Source organism: Amycolatopsis sp. NPDC024027 (assembly GCF_040638975.1).
In the GTDB taxonomy this organism is placed as follows: Bacteria; Actinomycetota; Actinomycetes; order Mycobacteriales; family Pseudonocardiaceae; genus Amycolatopsis.
The window spans coordinates 135,335-150,396 of sequence record NZ_JBEZYY010000005.1 but is presented as its reverse complement, the minus strand read 5'-3'; the positions used below and the strand labels follow the sequence as shown (position 1 = coordinate 150,396).

15 protein-coding genes, 6 tRNA genes and 1 pseudogene are annotated in these 15,062 nt (G+C 73.0%); 6 read left to right on the top strand and 16 right to left on the bottom strand.

Annotation, left to right across the window (positions count from 1 at the left end; genetic code table 11):
* Positions 1-17 precede the first annotated feature (17 nt).
* Positions 18-836 (bottom strand): helix-turn-helix domain-containing protein, encoded by an 819-nt coding sequence (locus tag AB0F52_RS15065; RefSeq protein ID WP_360169982.1) that lies wholly within the window; start codon positions 834-836, stop codon positions 18-20.
* Between the two features lie 121 nt (positions 837-957).
* Between AB0F52_RS15065 and AB0F52_RS15060 the strand changes: the two genes are divergently transcribed.
* The 3 genes and pseudogenes from AB0F52_RS15060 to AB0F52_RS15050 all read left to right on the top strand — a co-directional run.
* Positions 958-1,584 (top strand): DsbA family protein, encoded by a 627-nt coding sequence (locus tag AB0F52_RS15060; RefSeq protein ID WP_360169979.1) that lies wholly within the window; start codon positions 958-960, stop codon positions 1,582-1,584.
* A 22-nt stretch (positions 1,585-1,606) separates the two neighbouring features.
* On the top strand, positions 1,607-2,410 hold the full coding sequence (locus tag AB0F52_RS15055; protein WP_360169976.1) for an MBL fold metallo-hydrolase: 804 nt from the start codon (positions 1,607-1,609) through the stop codon (positions 2,408-2,410).
* Between the two features lie 68 nt (positions 2,411-2,478).
* Positions 2,479-2,694 (top strand): annotated as a pseudogene (locus tag AB0F52_RS15050) (nuclear transport factor 2 family protein); the annotation flags it as partial.
* A 6-nt stretch (positions 2,695-2,700) separates the two neighbouring features.
* Here the strand turns inward: AB0F52_RS15050 and AB0F52_RS15045 are convergent.
* Genes AB0F52_RS15045 through AB0F52_RS15010 form a run of 8 tightly spaced genes read right to left on the bottom strand, consistent with a single transcriptional unit; the run spans position 2,701 to position 11,338 of the window.
* Positions 2,701-3,741: a hypothetical protein gene (locus AB0F52_RS15045; protein WP_360169973.1), complete on the bottom strand. Its 1,041-nt coding sequence runs from the start codon at positions 3,739-3,741 to the stop codon at positions 2,701-2,703.
* A gap of 55 nt (positions 3,742-3,796) precedes the next feature.
* Entirely contained in the window at positions 3,797-4,234 is a 438-nt protein-coding gene (locus tag AB0F52_RS15040) for a hypothetical protein (protein ID WP_360169970.1), read from the bottom strand.
* Positions 4,235-4,265: 31 nt separating this feature from the next.
* The gene (locus tag AB0F52_RS15035; RefSeq protein ID WP_360169967.1) at positions 4,266-5,126 is read right to left on the bottom strand and encodes a DUF3592 domain-containing protein; all 861 of its coding nucleotides are present in this window, start codon (positions 5,124-5,126) and stop codon (positions 4,266-4,268) included.
* Positions 5,127-5,136: 10 nt separating this feature from the next.
* Positions 5,137-5,664, bottom strand: a complete 528-nt coding sequence (locus tag AB0F52_RS15030) for a hypothetical protein (protein WP_285991854.1) — start codon at positions 5,662-5,664, stop codon at positions 5,137-5,139.
* Positions 5,665-5,716: 52 nt separating this feature from the next.
* Entirely contained in the window at positions 5,717-8,728 is a 3,012-nt protein-coding gene (locus tag AB0F52_RS15025) for a hypothetical protein (RefSeq protein ID WP_360169960.1), read from the bottom strand.
* A gap of 1 nt (position 8,729) precedes the next feature.
* Positions 8,730-9,764 carry a hypothetical protein gene (locus AB0F52_RS15020; protein ID WP_360169957.1) on the bottom strand — a complete coding sequence of 345 codons (1,035 nt, stop codon included), beginning with the start codon at positions 9,762-9,764 and terminating at the stop codon, positions 8,730-8,732.
* A complete protein-coding gene (locus AB0F52_RS15015) occupies positions 9,761-11,065 on the bottom strand; it encodes a hypothetical protein (RefSeq protein ID WP_360169954.1) in 1,305 nt (434 codons plus the stop codon). The genes AB0F52_RS15020 and AB0F52_RS15015 overlap by 4 nt, the downstream gene beginning before the upstream one ends.
* A gap of 30 nt (positions 11,066-11,095) precedes the next feature.
* Positions 11,096-11,338, bottom strand: coding sequence for a hypothetical protein (locus AB0F52_RS15010; RefSeq protein WP_360169951.1), 243 nt, complete (start codon positions 11,336-11,338; stop codon positions 11,096-11,098).
* A 104-nt stretch (positions 11,339-11,442) separates the two neighbouring features.
* Here AB0F52_RS15010 and AB0F52_RS15005 point away from each other — a divergent pair, with 104 nt between their 5' ends.
* The 3 genes from AB0F52_RS15005 to AB0F52_RS14995 all read left to right on the top strand — a co-directional run bounded on the left by AB0F52_RS15005 (position 11,443) and on the right by AB0F52_RS14995 (position 12,979).
* Positions 11,443-12,054, top strand: coding sequence for a VC0807 family protein (locus AB0F52_RS15005; protein WP_360169948.1), 612 nt, complete (start codon positions 11,443-11,445; stop codon positions 12,052-12,054).
* Positions 12,055-12,120: 66 nt separating this feature from the next.
* Positions 12,121-12,474 (top strand): zinc ribbon domain-containing protein, encoded by a 354-nt coding sequence (locus tag AB0F52_RS15000; RefSeq protein ID WP_360169945.1) that lies wholly within the window; start codon positions 12,121-12,123, stop codon positions 12,472-12,474.
* A gap of 226 nt (positions 12,475-12,700) precedes the next feature.
* Positions 12,701-12,979, top strand: coding sequence for a DNA cytosine methyltransferase (locus tag AB0F52_RS14995; protein WP_360170777.1), 279 nt, complete (start codon positions 12,701-12,703; stop codon positions 12,977-12,979).
* A gap of 136 nt (positions 12,980-13,115) precedes the next feature.
* On the opposite strand, the gene AB0F52_RS14990 is transcribed toward AB0F52_RS14995, so the two are convergent.
* The 7 genes from AB0F52_RS14990 to AB0F52_RS14960 all read right to left on the bottom strand — a co-directional run bounded on the left by AB0F52_RS14990 (position 13,116) and on the right by AB0F52_RS14960 (position 15,045).
* Positions 13,116-13,886 carry a hypothetical protein gene (locus tag AB0F52_RS14990; protein ID WP_360169942.1) on the bottom strand — a complete coding sequence of 257 codons (771 nt, stop codon included), beginning with the start codon at positions 13,884-13,886 and terminating at the stop codon, positions 13,116-13,118.
* 493 nt (positions 13,887-14,379) lie between these two features.
* Positions 14,380-14,451 (bottom strand) — tRNA-Val (locus tag AB0F52_RS14985).
* Positions 14,452-14,479: 28 nt separating this feature from the next.
* Positions 14,480-14,552, bottom strand: a tRNA-Val gene (locus AB0F52_RS14980).
* Between the two features lie 152 nt (positions 14,553-14,704).
* Positions 14,705-14,777: transfer RNA gene (locus AB0F52_RS14975), tRNA-Asn, on the bottom strand.
* Between the two features lie 10 nt (positions 14,778-14,787).
* A tRNA-Arg gene (locus AB0F52_RS14970) sits at positions 14,788-14,863 on the bottom strand.
* 1 nt (position 14,864) lies between these two features.
* A tRNA-Lys gene (locus AB0F52_RS14965) sits at positions 14,865-14,941 on the bottom strand.
* A 30-nt stretch (positions 14,942-14,971) separates the two neighbouring features.
* Positions 14,972-15,045: transfer RNA gene (locus AB0F52_RS14960), tRNA-Lys, on the bottom strand.
* Between the last annotated feature and the right edge of the window lie 17 nt (positions 15,046-15,062).

Genomic DNA, 15,062 nt, shown 5'->3' with positions numbered 1-15,062 from the left:
GAGCGAGACCCGTGGCCTCAGCCTTGCGGTCTGACGCGGTCCCGGAAGCCCGCCGGTGTCATGCCCGTGCGGTACAGGAAGTACTTGGAAAAGTTGGACGGGTCGTCGAAGCCGAGCTGTTCGGCGGTCCGGGCGATCGTGTCGTGCCCGTGGGCGAGCAGGCGCTTGGCTTCGAGCACGACGCGCTCGTCGATGAGCTGCTTGGCGGACAGGCCGGTGTTGTCGCGGGCCAAGCGGTTGAGGGTGCGGGTCGAGTAGCCCAGGCGGGCGGCGTAGTCGGCGACTTTGTGCCAGGTGCGGAAGTTCGCCTCGAGCTCGTCGCGGAACCAGAGGAACGCCTGGTGCGTCGGCGGGCGGTGGCCGCTGCCTTCCCGGCCGGCCAGGACGAGGAGGAGCAGGGCCGCGGCGAGGGCGCGGGCCAGTGCGGCGTCACGGAGCCCCGCACCCGGCGGTGCCGCGGCGGTGGCCAGTGCGGCGTCAAGAGCAGCCGCCGCGGGGGTGCCCGCCATCGTGGCGGCGGTCCAGTGGTTCGGGGTGGTGACGTCCGCGGCGCGGATCAGTTCCCGGGTGCCGCTGTCGATCGCCTCCGGGGTGACCAGGAAGACCTGCCCCTCGATGCCGTCGATGGCTCCCCATTGCTGCACCTGCCCGGCTCGCACCCAGAGGACGTCGCCGGGTCCGAGCGGGTAGCCGGTGAAGTCGACGGTGTGCACGGCGCTGCCCGCCTCGAGCCGGATCAGCAGCTCGAAGCCGAGGCGTTGCGGGGCGACGAACTCGTGCAGGCCGGCGCGGGCCCGCATGCGCGCGAGCGAGGTGAGCTCGATCGCACCGGTCACGCCGGGCGGCGGGTCATACCGGACAGACCGGATGGCACCTCGCGGGAGATGTCCCATTTTTACCATGGTACGTCCGGTCACGACCGTGAAACCCGCAGGTCGGCTTCCTAGGCTGAGAGCCATGAAAGCGAGATTGACCTACGTGTTCGACGCCTACTGCGGCTGGTGCTACGGCTTCGGCCCGGCGATCCGCGACTTCGCCGCCGCGAACGCCGGGCGGATCGAGCTCGACGTCGTCAGCGGCGGCCTGTTCACCGGGGCGCGGGTCGCGCCGATCGGCACCATGCCGTACGTGGCCGACGCCAACGCGCGCATCGCCGAGCTGACCGGGGCCGAGTTCGGGCCCGGCTACCGCGCACTCGTCGCCGACGGCCGCTTCGAGATGGACTCCACGGCGGCCGCCGCCGGGTTCGCCGCGCTGCGGGCGGCGGCGCCCGGGCAGGCACTGGCCGCCGCGGAAGCGATGCAACGGGCGTTCTACTTCGACGGGCTGAGCCTGTCCGAGGCCTCGACCTACCGGCACATCGCCGGACTGCTGGGCCTGGCCGCCGACGCGGTGCTGGCCGCGTTCAACGCCCGCACCGGCGCGGCCCAGGACTTCACCCGCGCCGCCCGGCTGGGCGTCACCTCCTACCCGACGCTGCTGCTGCACACCGCGACCGGCGTGCTGCGGCTGGGCGGCCCGGCGGCCACGGCCACGCAGCTGACCGCCGCCCTCGACCGCCACCTCGCCTCCGCTTCCCACTGACACGCGAAAGAAGGACCTGACCATGAGCTCCCTGAGCTACCGGATCATCGACGCCGCCGACACCTCGCTGAACAAGACCAGCGTGCTGGTCACCGGCGAGACCGAGGCCGTCGTCGTGGACGCGGCCTTCACCCGGGCCGACGGGCACCGGATCGCCGCCGCCCTGCTCGACTCCGGCAAGCGGCTGACCACGGTGCTGGTCACCGCCGGCGACCCGGACTTCTACTTCGGCGCCGAGGTCATCGCCGACGCCTTCCCGGAGGCGGTGTTCCTCGCGCCCGCCGACGTCATCGAGCACATCCGCGACAGCTACGAGAAGAAGCTGGCCGCGTGGGCGCACCTGGGCGCCAACCTGCCGACCCGGCTGGTCGACATCGCGCCGCTGACCACGCCGTCGGTCACCGTGGACGGGGTCGAGATCGAAGTACGCCGCGGCAGCACGGCGCTGGGCGACCGCGCCTGGTACCTCTTCGAGCCGGCGCAGCGCGCGCTGCTCGGCGGAGTGCTGCTGTTCGAGGGTCTCCACGTCTGGACCGCCGACAGCGCGAGCACCGAACTGCGCGCGGAATGGCTGCGCGTCCTCGACGATCTCGAAGCGCTCGAACCCACCTTCGTCGCCGCCGGTCACCGCGTGGGGGCACCCACCGACCTGACGGCGATCCGGCACACCCGCGAATACCTGCGGTTCTTCGAGAAGACCGTCACGGACGCGGCCGACGCCGCGGCGGCCGAGGAAAGCCTGCTGGCCGCCTACCCGGACGCCGGGCTGAAGATCGCCGCCTCGCTCGGCACCAAGGTCGCGAAGGGTGAAATGACATGGGGCTGACGACGACCGGCGACACCACACCGGCCGCCGTGGTCCGGCGGTAGTACCTCGCCTCCGCCGCGCGCGACCTCGCCGCGCTGCGCGCGACCCTCGCCCACGACGACACCTACGTCGTCGACGGCGAGAACGTCGTCGTGCTGGCCCGCTACACCGCGACTCACGAGGCGACCGGCCGGCCGTTGAACGTCCGGGTGGCCCACCACTTCACGGTGCGCGGCGGGCTGATCGTCCGGTTCGAACAGTTCACCGACACCGCCCTGGTCCGCGACGCGGCCACCGCCTGAGGGCGATCACCCCGGCGGCAGGACCGCCGAAGCACTGCCGCCGGGCCCGGTCACGGTCGCGCGGACCGTGAGCGCGGCCGGCAGCCGGACGACCGTGACCTGCCAGGTCCGCGGCGAGCCGACGTCGTGGGTGCCGCGGGCCTGGGCGACCAGGTCCGGGATGCGGTCGGCAGGCACCTCGCGCAGGTCGAACCGCGGGACGGCGGAATCGGCGGGCGCGAAGACCACCGAAAGCCGGTGCTCCTGGATGACGGCGGTGAGCACCTGCGAGACGTCCGCCCCGCCGGCGAGTGCGTCGATGGCCTGGCGCAGCTCGCCCGCGTCCAGCAAGGACTGCTCCGGGCCGACGGTGATCGTCGCGGAGCTCGAAGCGGATGTCACCGTGGTGGACGACGATTCTGATGACGAGGCCGGCTGCTCGGCGACCGGCTCCGGGCTGAACAGCTCGGCGCGGAACAGGCCGAGGACGGTGGCCGCGCCGAGCAGCAGCCCGATGAACACGACCGCGGTGAGCCCGCACCCCTCCGGCGGCCGCTGGACCAAAGTGGACTCGGGCGCGGGCTCGACGACCGTCTCCGCCGCGCGGCGCGCCCACTCCGCCGCCGGGCGCGGCACAACCTCGGCCCGCCAGGGCTGTTCCGGCGGGTACTCGACCACGAGGACGTCGCTCACCCGGTAGCGCGGGAGGTCGACCAGGTTGACGTGGTGCGTGGTCTCGACGCGGAACGACTGCGCGGCCTCGGGCGCAACCGTCAGGACCAAGGTAAGCGGGACGTCCCCGGTCTCGGTGCCGCCGGCGCGCAGGCTCTCGATCCGCGCGAGGGCGACGCGGGGAACGACCGCCGCCTCGCGGGCGCGGCGCGGTATGCCGGCGACGTAGAACAGGACACCGTAGCCGAGCGGAAGTCCCAGGCCGGCCAGGAACACCGGCACGCTCTCGATGACGACACCGGTGACGCCTGCGCACAGGGCCGCTCCGATGACGCCGCCGGTGAGAAATCCGCGCGCGAGGGCGACCGGACCGAGGTGGGTGGGCGCAGCTGACATGGACGTGCTCCGAATTCTCGAAGGGACTGCTGGGGACCCGGCCGATGGCTTCGGGTCAGCTCCGCTTGCGGCTCGCGATCACGTCGGAGAGCTGCCGCACGTGGGCGGGGTCCACGTGCCGGGCAAGGGCGACGTAGTGGTCCATGACGGCCGGCCGGTAGCGCACGGGCAACGTCCGTCCTGGGGCGAGCCGGGTGAGCTCGGTGATCGTGAGGTCTTCGTCTGCGACACCGCGGAACGAGATGCCGTCGGCGGTCTCCACGTCGAACATCAGGACCACGCGTGGATTGCTGTTGACCTCCCGCCAGTCGACGAGAACGCCGAGCGCAAGCACCCCCGTACGCAGTTCCGCGTTGCGCTTCCACGCAGCACTGCTCAGCAGCGGGCTCGGGGCGACGCCCGGGAAGCCGGGTCCGACGCCGAGCGATTCCCGACTCAGGTCGGGCCTGAGCAGCGCCATCAGATCGTTGAGCTTCTTCTTCGAACCGAACATCTTGACTCCTGTCTGTCCACCTGAACCCTGCCTATTCGTCGGACACGCCCCAATCGAACGGCGGGCCAGGGAACGCCGCGGCCGGATCCGGTTCCACCAGTACCTCGTCCGGGTCCCGGGGGTCGTAGCGGACCAGTACCGTCGAGCCGCGGGCCGGGGCCTGGAACAGCGGCGTGACCATGGTCGTCACCACCGTGCGCTCCCCCGACTCCGTGGGGAACCGGACGTGGACGACGAACCGCGGGTGTCCCATGATCCAGACGCTCGTGAACTCCACGCGCGTCACGTGGCCGGTCACCTGGCGGCCGCCGCGGCGGAGGCCCTCCACGCGGTCGTCCGCCTCCGCCGCGGCGAGGAAGGCCCGCAGCAGCACCACGATCACGACCAGAGCCACCAGCGCGGACACCGCGGGCAGCAGGTACGGCTCGTAGTAGACGACCCAGTCCACATCGGACCACGGTGTGGCTTTGCCGTCGGCCTGGGACGGCAGCCGCTGCCCCACCGACTCCGGCGGGCTCCACGACGGGATCGCCACGCCGGTACCCAGCGCCACGCCCAGAGCCGCGGCCAGCGAGCTCGCCCGGAGGCCGACGCCCAGCCGGGACAACGACAGGCCGTCGCCCCACAGCATCGCGAAGCCGAGTGACGACGCCACCGTGATGGCGACGCTGAAGAACAGCACGAGTGAAACCACCGGGCCCGCGTCGGCCCCCCACGCGTCGACGCGGTTCAGTGACATCAGCCGGAAACCGTCCAGCAGCCCGAGCGCCCCGGACCAGCCCACCGCCGCCCAGGCGAGCGTCGTGGGCACGCCGAGCAGCCACAGCCGCCGTCCCGCCCGGCGGGCCTGCCGCGGATCGCCCGGCAGGCCGAGGTCGAATGCTCCGAACACGGCGCCGCACCTAGGCGATCGGGCCGAACACGGCGACCTTCGCCGGGTCGGCCGGGTCGAGGCGGGCCTCGTGGCGGGTGCCGGGCGCGTACTGCTGGATGGTCGCCTGCGGCGTGATCAGCGGGGTCACCGTCCGGTAGGTGGTGCCGTCGGCGCGGGTGACCTCGAGCGTCGCGGTGTACCGGGCCTGCCCGGCGACGGTCCGGTCGGTCGGCTCGAGGGCCCGGACGACCAGGCTGGCCGGCTCGCCGGTGTCGTACAGGCGGCGCAGTTCCGTGCCGTAGGCCTGCAGTTCCTGCTGCTGGCGCAGCTGCTCCTCCATCGGCAGCGCCAGGAACGCGGCCATGTCCGGGTCGGCGTTGAGGTTCCGGAACGCCTGGGCGGCCAGCTGCGGGGTCGGCAGCTGCGGGGTGATGTCGTACCCCTGGGCCGCGGCCGCCCGCCGGAACTGCTCCGCGTGCTGCTGGAACTCCTGCGCGCCGCGGGCCGCGCCCTGCTGGGTGGCCTCGTTGACCTTGTCGCGGATCTTCTTGAACATCGGCCCTGCCTTTCGCTGTGCGGTGTGTGCACAGCTTCGGCGGGGCGCGCCGCTACCGAACCCGGGTTTGCCGGTCGTCGGAGGCGTCGAGGCAGGTCAGGGCGGCCCAGAAGACCGGCGAGCGGGCCGGCTCGGGCCGCTCCCGCCACTGCGCGAGCCGGGTCCGCTGCCACGCGCACAGCTCGGTGACCGGGTCGTCGCCGTCGAGGGCGGTGTCGACGGCGATCACCAGTTCGGCCATCGGGTCCGCGCCGGGTACCGCGGCCGACGTCGGCAGCGCCCAGACCGTCGCGGCGACCAGCCTCGCCCCGGCCGCGACGGCGGCGAGCAGCACGCCGAACGGCTCGGGCAGGCCGAAGTCGCTCGCGCTGGCGCAGCCGATCAGCGCCACCCTGGCCGGCATGGTGTCCACTTCGGACAGGGCGAGGTCGGCGGCGGTGAACGGCCGGTGCGCCCCGATCGGCTCGGCCGTCCCGGGCAGCTCGGCCGGGCAGGACAGGTGCAGCGCGGTCTGCGCGCCGTGTTCGTCGCGGACGCGGCTGACGTGCCCGGCGAACACCAGCCGTGAACACGGCTCGGCCAGCAGCCGGGCGAGCAGCCGCCGGTCGGTGTCGGTGCGCCGGACCAGGTCGAGCCCCCGCGTGGCGGACGGCCGGACCGGGCCGGCGGCGAGCCGCGCGTCCAGGTGGCGGATCAGCGGTGACGCCGCGTCCTGCTTGCCGAGCACGGAGCCCAGTTCGCCGAAGGCGCTCTGGCCGGGGATCCGCGGGTCGAGGAAGTACACCGGCGGGCCGTCGGGGGCCGGCGGGCGGCGCGGGATACCGGCCGGGGCGAGCAGGGAGACGTCGGCGACGTCGAGGACGCGGTCGTCGCCGTCGAAGCAGCTGCTTTCCCCGCCGGGTTCGAGCGCGTGGTCCGGCCGCCGGTCGGGCAGGGCCAGCAGGCCCCACGGCACCGCGGCGAGGCTCGGCGAGGGCTGCACGCGCAGCAGCGGCCGCCGTCCGCTGCCGGCGGCCTCCCGCAACCGCGCGACGAGGTCGGCGGGCAGCAGGTTGAGGGCGAGGATCCGGGTCAGCCGTTGTTCGCCGTCGAGAGTGCCGAAGGCGCCGAGCGAACGCTGGACGGCGTCGGCGACGCTCTCGCCTTCGCGGGGCGTCGGCGAAGCTTCGGCCAGGAACTCCCGGGCGGTCGCGACCAGGGCGGCGTCGACCGGGTGGGTGTGGACGGTGTCGAGGTCGCCGGTGGTCCGCCAGCTGAGGTAGGTGTGCCCGGCGTCGGCGTAGCGCAGGAGGAACGTCTCGCGGCCCGGATCGGCGGCGGGCCAGGTCGCCACGGTTTCGGTGGCCGGGCGGGGCAGGCCGTACCGCTCGGCGGCGACCTCGAGCCAGCGGTCGAGTTCCATGGGCGAGCCGGGAGACCAGCGCAGGGCGGGCGGCGGCGCGAGCCGCAGCGGGAGCGACGCCGTGACGGTGCCCAGTGCGGCGAGCGGAAGCCTGGGGGCGGGCAGCGCCACCGGGAGGGCGGGGACCGAGCCGGTCAGGTCGAGCGCGGGTGCCCCGGCTCCGGTGTACGCCCCGACCGCGCAGGTCCGTTCGATCAGTTCGGCGGCCAGCCTCGGCTCGTTCAGCCGGGCCAGGACCGCCATCAGCAGTTCGGTCGCCGGGCCCGCGACCTCACGCACCCAGGCCGTACGCGCTCGCGGCGAAGCGAACTCGAACCGGTAGTCCGCCGCGGCCAGCGCCACCGGGAGCAGCAGGTCCAGCACCGCCCGCAGGTCTTCGCCGCGGGCGAAGCCGATCGTGGCCGCCACGAAGTCCGTGTGCAGGCGCTCGGTCCACTCCCCGGCCGCCCGCGCCGACTCCCGCGCGCGGGTCACGTGTTCCTCCGCCGTCGCCCAGTCGCCTTCGGCCGCGGCGCAGCGGGCCAGCGCGACGTCGAGCCGGCGCAGGCCCGGGGTGTCCCCGTTGGCCGTCCAGAGCTTGCCCGCGTGCTCGAACTGGTCGCGGGCCTGCCGGGGGTCGCCGGTGAGCAGCAGCAACGTGCCGAGCGCGTGGCTCGCGTCCGCCACGTCGCCGGTCGCGCCCGCCGCCGCGAGTTCGTCGCGGGCGGTGACGATCGCCGCGACCGCGCCCGGGAGGTCGCCGCCCAGCGCCCGGTCCGCGGCCAGGTCGATGGCGAACTTCGCGGCCGCCGGCCGGCCTTCGTGCCCGGCGCCGAGCCGGAACAGGTCCGCCCGCGCGCCGGCGTCCTCGCCGCCGGCCTGGCGGAGCCGGGCGCGTTCGGCGAGCGCCATCGCCCGCAGCCCCGCCACCTGGGCGTCGGCCCCGTCGATGCTCGCCAGTGCCGGGAGGATCTCCTCGATCGCGGTCAAGGCGCCGGCCGGGTCCCCGGCGGTCACCCGCACGCGTGCCTCGAGGATGCGCAGCTCCAGTTCGTCGGTCCCGTGCGGGTCGAGCAGCTCGGGCGGGTACTGCCCCGGCCCGGCCGCCTTCCGCTGGGCCGCCCGGCGGCGCTGCCCCGCGATCAGCTCGCGGGCCCCTGCCACGTCACCGTCCTCAGTGGACAGAGAGACGAGCACGCGCTCGGCGACTTCACGGGAACCTTCGATCGTCCGCAGTTCGGCATACTGTCCGAAGTGGACAGCGGCGGCGGCGCTCACGCGGAAGGCGGCCACCACGGCTTCGGCGCACTGGCGGGCGTTGCGCAGGTCCCCCGCCGAATAGCAGACGGTGGCCAGATCGCTGACGGCGGCGACTTCGAGGTCGGTCCGGTCGAGCTGCCGCGCGAGCTGCCGCATCCGGCCGTAGGCCCGGTGCGCGCCCGCGATGTCCCGTGCCGCGGCGAGCCGCTTGGCCTCGTTCTGGACCTCGACCGCTTCGGCCACCAGCCGCCGGTACCCGGCTTCGGTGAGCGAACACGCGGGCAGTTCGCCGTACGGCGCCGGGTCGAGGCCGAAGTGGACCGCGACGCACCGGCAGTTGTAGCCGTGCGAACTCGCGCCCGCCAGTTCCGCCGGGAGCGGCCGGTCCGGCGGGGTGTGCGGCGGCGGCAGGCCGACGAGCACGTCAGAACTCCTCTTCGGCGGACGCGGCGGCCGCGCGCTCGGCGAGCGTCCTGTCCGCCAACGGCAGTGCGGCTCGCGCCCGCACGAGCGACACCACCTCGGCCCGGTCTTCCGGCGTGGTCCCGGCGACGCCCTCGGCCGTCACGCCCACGACGATGCCGATGGGGGCGGCCACGCCCCGCCGGGCCGCGGCTTCGTCCAGGTCGGCGGCGCCGGCGAACCAGCCGGCCCCCAGGTGCAGGGGAACCTCCGCGAACACCTCCCCGTCGTGGGTCGCGAACGCGGTGAGGGCCGCGTCGGCGAACGCCCCCGCGACTTCGACCTCGAGCCGGGTGCCCGCCGCAGCCGCGACGATCCGCCAGGCCACCGTGTTCTCCGCGGCGTCGAGGATGCCCGGCGGCACGCGCGCCCAGTCGACGCTCGCCCGGCCCTCGGCCACGACCCCCGCGTCCGCCACCGGCCCGTCGGCCCCGGCGGCCAGTGCGTAGGCCCGCTGCCCCGGCGACACGGCGGCGGCCAGCGCGGCCGCGGCTTCGGCGCGCACGACGTCGTCCTGGTCGTCGAACCACGCCGACAACCGCAGGCACATGGCCCGCACCTCCTCGGCGACCACCGTCGCGGCGACCCCTTCCGCGGCGGCGTCGAACAGCTCCGCCGGGGTGGCCTCGAAGCCGTCGAGCATGCCTTCGGCGACGTTCTCGACCGCCGCGGTGACGACGGCGGCTTCCAGGTCCAGCAGCGCGGGGTCCAGCGACGGAACGCCGAGCGCCGGGCTCGCGGGCCACCACCGGCGGGCCCACAGCAGCAGCGCGAGCGCGGCCGGTTCCGGCCGGGCGGGAACGTCGACGTGCCCGGCGGCGAGTGCCGCCAGAGCACGCTCCGCGCCGACGAGCCGCGTCAGCCACGGTTCCGCGGCCGCCGCGTCCGTGAGTTCGACGCGCATCGTCCCGGGCTCGCCGCCGAGCAGGTCGGCCAGGGCGAACCGGAGGAGGGCGCCGTCCACGGCCAGGACCGGGGTGTGCACCGCGTGCGTCACGACACCGCCTCCAGCTCCGGCAAGCGGGCCACGAGCGCGCGGCGCACCTTCGTCCGCAGATCCAGCGAGGTCGAGCGGACGACGCCGGTGACGAGGTCCCGGACGTCCCCGGCACCGGCCGGGAGGTCACCGCGGACGTCGAAGCCGTGCAGCCGGATCCACAGCCTGCCGAGGAACTGCTTGGCGAATTCGCGCAGCTCACGCACGAGTTCGGTGTCGGGCCGCGGGGTGAGCGGCGTGGCGCCGGCCAGCGCCCGCCGCGCGTGCAGGACGTATCCCTCACGCGCGACCTGGGCGTTGAGCTGCCGGGCGAACGCGGGCCCGCCGGCCGCGGCGCCGTCGAGGGGCCGGAGCGCGGGGGCGAGGACGACGCCGAGCGCGAAGCAAGCGGCCAAGGCGGGCCGCCCGAGCCCGAACCCGGCGGCGACCCGGGCGAGCTCGTCGTCGACGAGACCGGCGACGGGCTCCCGCTCGTCGGCCGGAAGCCGGCGCAGGGTGGCGCGCACGCGGCGTTCGACGCTGCGTTCGAGGATTTCGGGGCCGGTTTCGTCCTGCCGTCGCAGCGGCGGGACGGCGGCGCTATCCCCGCGTTGCAGGCCGAGTCCCGGCAGCCCGGGGACGGCCTCGGCGAGGGCACCGGCCCCCGCGGGGCGGCGCAGGGCGAGCCCGAAGGCGTGCCCGGCGGCGGAATCGGCGAGCGCCCGCCAAGCGGTGTCGGAGAGGCGGTCCACGAACTCGCCGAGCAACGCCACCGCGTCCTCCGGCGCCAGGCCGGCGTCGGAATTCCGGTGCCACCGCCGGTGCAGCTCCGCGGTCAGGTCCGCCGCGACGCGCGGATCGGCCAGGTACGCGGTCAGCCGGGCGACTCCGGCTTCGCCGCTTTCGCCGTGCAACTCGCGCAAGGCCGCCGCCGCCGTCTCCGGCGCATCCGGGCCCGGCATGCCGAACCTCGTCGCCAGCTCGTACGCCAGGGGAAAGCAGACGTCCTGGACGTCGCCCGCCGTGATGCGCAGAGCCCGGCGTTGCCGCTTCAGGTGCGTGAACCACGCGGCCGTCGCCCGCAACCGCGGCGCGTCGGCCAGCAGCACCCCGGTCAGCTCGGCCGCCGCGGCCGGCTCCAGCAGCGGACGGCCCAGCCGCGGCCGCGCCGCCGTGCGGACCACCAGCGGATCGATGATCTTCTTGACGGTCCGCGTCAGCGGGCCGCCGTCACCCGAGGAGAGGACGTCCACGCCGGGAATCCGCGCCCACGCCGCGGCCAGGACCGCGGAACGCAGCCGTGGTTCGCCCGATCCGGTCACCCGTCACCCTCCCCCTCGCTCGCCCGCACCTTACCGAGGAGGCACCGGCCGGGCCTGGGCGTCGGACCGGAAGTCGACGAACCGCACGCCCGCCAGCCGGTGACCGAGGGTGCTGGTCTTTGCCCCGGCCACAGGTGTGACACAGGACCCGCTGCGAGCAGGTGTGTACCTCGGGCCGTAGCCGTCGGCGGGCCGGGCCGCGAGCTGCCCCGCTAAGACCAGCAGGTCATGGCCGACGTGCGCCACGGCCGCCTGAACGTCCTGGTGATCCATTCGATACTCCTCGCGCCTGCGGTTCCCCGCTCGGTGGACATCAGTCGGCGCCATGAACCGGCCGGCCGCGACGCTGCGGCCGAGCGTCGGGGATGCTCGAAGGCATGGGGAGATCGCTTTTCACGCTGCTCTTCGACATCGCCGCTCCGGTCGGCGGCTACTACCTGCTGCGGGCATTCGACGTCGCGCCGGTCTGGGCACTGACGTTCAGTGGCCTCCCACCGGCGTTGCGGGTGCTCTACCTGGCCGTGCGGCGCAGGCGGGTCGACGGCATCGGCGTGTTCGTGCTGCTCGTCGTCGCGTTCGGCTTGGTGACATCCCTGCTGACCGGCGACGCGCGGCTGCAACTGGTCCGCGGTGCGTGGTTCAGCGTGCTCTTCGGCATCTGGATGCTGGTGAGCCTGCGCGTCGGCCACCGCCCGACGACGTACAAGGCGACTCTGGCGCTGCTGCCCGGCCGCGCCGACGACCTGGAGGCACGCTGGGCGGACACGCCGTCGTTCCGGCGGGTGTGGCGGGTGCTGACGGTGGTCTGGGGCATCGGCGGCCTCGTGCACAGCGGAATCAGCATCGCGATGGCCTACACGCTCCCGGTGGACGTCGTACCCGGGCTCGACACCGCACTGTCGATCGCCAGCTTCGTGGCACTGCAGGTCATCACCCAAGTGCTCCTCGCACGGGAGGGCACGATGAACCGGATGTGGGCGCGCCGATGATCTGGCACTAGACCGGCGCTGTCGGCGAAGGTTGCGTATCCGGCGCTCGTCACGGAGCAGACTTCGTTGTCGCGCAGCGGATCCGGGTGGCGACGGTCACCTCGCCGGTTCGCCTTGGCCGGCCTGATCCAGTGCGGTGTCTGCGACCGGCGGCTGGACTCGCACCGGAAACCCGGCCGCCCGACCTATCGCTGCCGCCACGGCCACAGCAGCACCCAACGCGCGAACCAGCCGCGACCGAAGACGCTCGACATCCGCGAAGACCATCTCGTCGACCAGCTCCACATCCGATTCGACAACCAAGGCGGCCACATCAAGCTGGATTCTGATCAGACACGAAGCTGTCGCGTCGCAGTTGCCCTGTGCGACTCGGGACGGTTCATCGTCTCTCCCATGTTTGGGAAGATCATGCGTTCATAGTAGCGCAGAGTCATAAAGGTGTCCGCACGCAGCCGAGACTCGCGCTGAGTAGTTGACAGGACCGCCGCCCCGCAACAGCAAACTGCGGCGACCCGACGTACTTCGTCGGATCTCGCAAGGTGATACGCCCGCGTACCTCAACGATCCCGAAGTCGCGACGGTCGCGAAGAACTACGCCCTGCGGCTGCTGTACTGACGAGCTCGGCTACGGCCAGAACCCGCAAGGATCGGCAGCGACTTCAAGTCCGGAACTGAGAACCGCGCCCGCGACACCGACCAGCCGAGCTTCACCATTACCGAGAAGGCCCGGAGCTGGCTTCGCTGGCCCCAGGAGGGCGGAGTGGACACGGAGCCCGTCCGCGTCACGGTCGAGGAGGCTGCCGCGCTCCAGTCGTTCCCCGCCGGCTACCCGTGGCAGGGCGTCCGGACCAAGGCGTTCCAGCAGATCGGCAACGCGATCCCGCCGGTCCTCGCCCGCACGATCCTCGCAGAGGTCGCCGCGTAACGCCGGGAATGCCCGGTCGGCGTCGAGACACCACCGTTGCTGGCGATCATGACGATCTGTATGTCACACTGCCAGAGCACCGGGTTTCCGCCGTTACTTGCGAGCGAGACACCCATCCCGGGTTCATACCGACCATTTAAAAGGCACAGTGTCGTGTATTTCCGCAGGCGTGATCATTCTGGTGGCAATACTCTCTGTCCTCTCCTTCACTTCGCTTCAGGCGATCAAAGAGAAGGACGATTGCTACATCAAGATCAAGTTCGGCCTGTTCGTCTTCGAGTACGGCAGGCCGCCGGCGACGCGCGACAACACTAAGTTGCCCGCCGGACCTCCGGTTATCGAAGTAGACGGCGGCGACTCCAGCACCTCTATGAGCGCCGGTCCGTAGCCCGTACACCAGGTGAGCATTTCCGGAAAGTCGCGCAGACCTCACGGGAATGCCCGACTCGTCGTGCGCGGCCAGCAGTTCGGCGTAGGTGTGCTGGTAGCGCCCGTAGCGGGGCAGGTCCAGCAGCCCGACGAGGCCGTGATCGAGCACCGCGAGCAATTCGCCGTCGGTCGGTGCCGAGGCGGCACCGCGGGCGCGCGGCGCGACGAGGGCGTCGCGCAGGCAGCGCACCCAGAACTCGACGGTGTCGGGGACGCCGCGCGGGAAGTCACGGAAGTACGGGTCGTGGGCGACGTGGTCGCCGACCAGCTCGCGGACCGCGGCCACGACGTCGACGGCCAGGTCCATCGCCGCGCCCGGCTCCAGCCCGGAGACGTGCTCCAGCAGGTCGCGGGTGGCCTTGAATCCGGCGCCGGCCAAGACCGCGTCCATCTGCCGGGCCACGGCCGCGCCGTCGCCGGCGGCTGCCGGGCTGCGCGGGATGCGCAGTGTCCTGGTGGTGATCGTCCTCGTATGCATCGTCACGTCCTTCGCTGATCAGGTGTTCAGGGCCCGCGCGGAGGCGTAGCCGCGTGCCGCCCGGCTCGGGCGGATGCGCGTGCTCGCGCTGGCCTGGCGTCGCGGCCGCAACCTGTTCCGCTAAGCGGGGTTGCGGGCCGGAGCGCGGTCGGCGACGCTGCGCGCGGCCGCCGTCGAGCGGCGGCACGCAGGGATCTGCACAGCGGAGCGGGACATCGGCGGAGACCCACCCGGGAGTCGAACCCGATGTTCATCACGGCTTTGCAGGCCGCGCCACGAACCGTCGTGAAGTGGGTCGAACAGCTCCGGCGTGACCGCCGGGGCGGAAGTCGCGCGCCGTGGTGTCGATCCACGTGGGCGGGGCTTATGAGGCCCCGCTGGTTGCCGAACCGCGCGCGCTGCCACCGGGTGTTCCCGGCGGGTAAGTGGGGTGGCCGGCCGGACTCGCCCGGGGTCACAGCCCGGGCCTCGTCTCCTTCGGTGTCGGCCACAGTCGTCCCACCAGGAGTTGAACCTGGGACCGGCCCGATGTGAACGGGCTGCTCTTCCGCTGAGCTACAGGACGTCGCCGCCGCGAGCCGCGGTGGCGTGGGTGCGCATGCCAGGGGTCGAACCTGGGAACCTCCCCGGTGTCGGCGGGCTGCTCTTCCGCTGAGCTACACGCGCAGGCGCCCGGGCTGATGACCCGAGCGGTGCTGGTGGAAGACGCGGGTGTCGAACCCACCACGACGATCGTGCAAGGATCGTCTGCGCTCCGGCGCGTCCCCCGAAACTGAGCGTCGTCCCTGGCTCCACAAGGGACGCTGGGTGCGACGCAGCTCCCCCGCCAGGACTCGAACCTGGTGCCTCCCGATCAACAGTCGGGTGCGCAGCCTGTTGCGCCTCGAGGGAATGAACGTGGTGGTGCCCCCAGCAGGAGTCGAACCTGCAGCCTCCGCCTTCGGAAGGCGGTGTCGTTTCCGTTGGACCACCGAGGCGTGGTGGGCCGCCAGGGATTCGAACCCCGAACCCGCCGGGTAAAAGCCGGCTGCTCTGCGCAGTTGAGCTAACGGCCCGCGGCGCGGCCACAGCCGCGTCGGGTGGAGTAGGTCGCCGGGGACTCGAACCCCGAACCTGCCGAGTAAGAGTCGGCGGCTCTGACCAATTGAGCTAACGACCCAGGTCACCGCCGCAGTG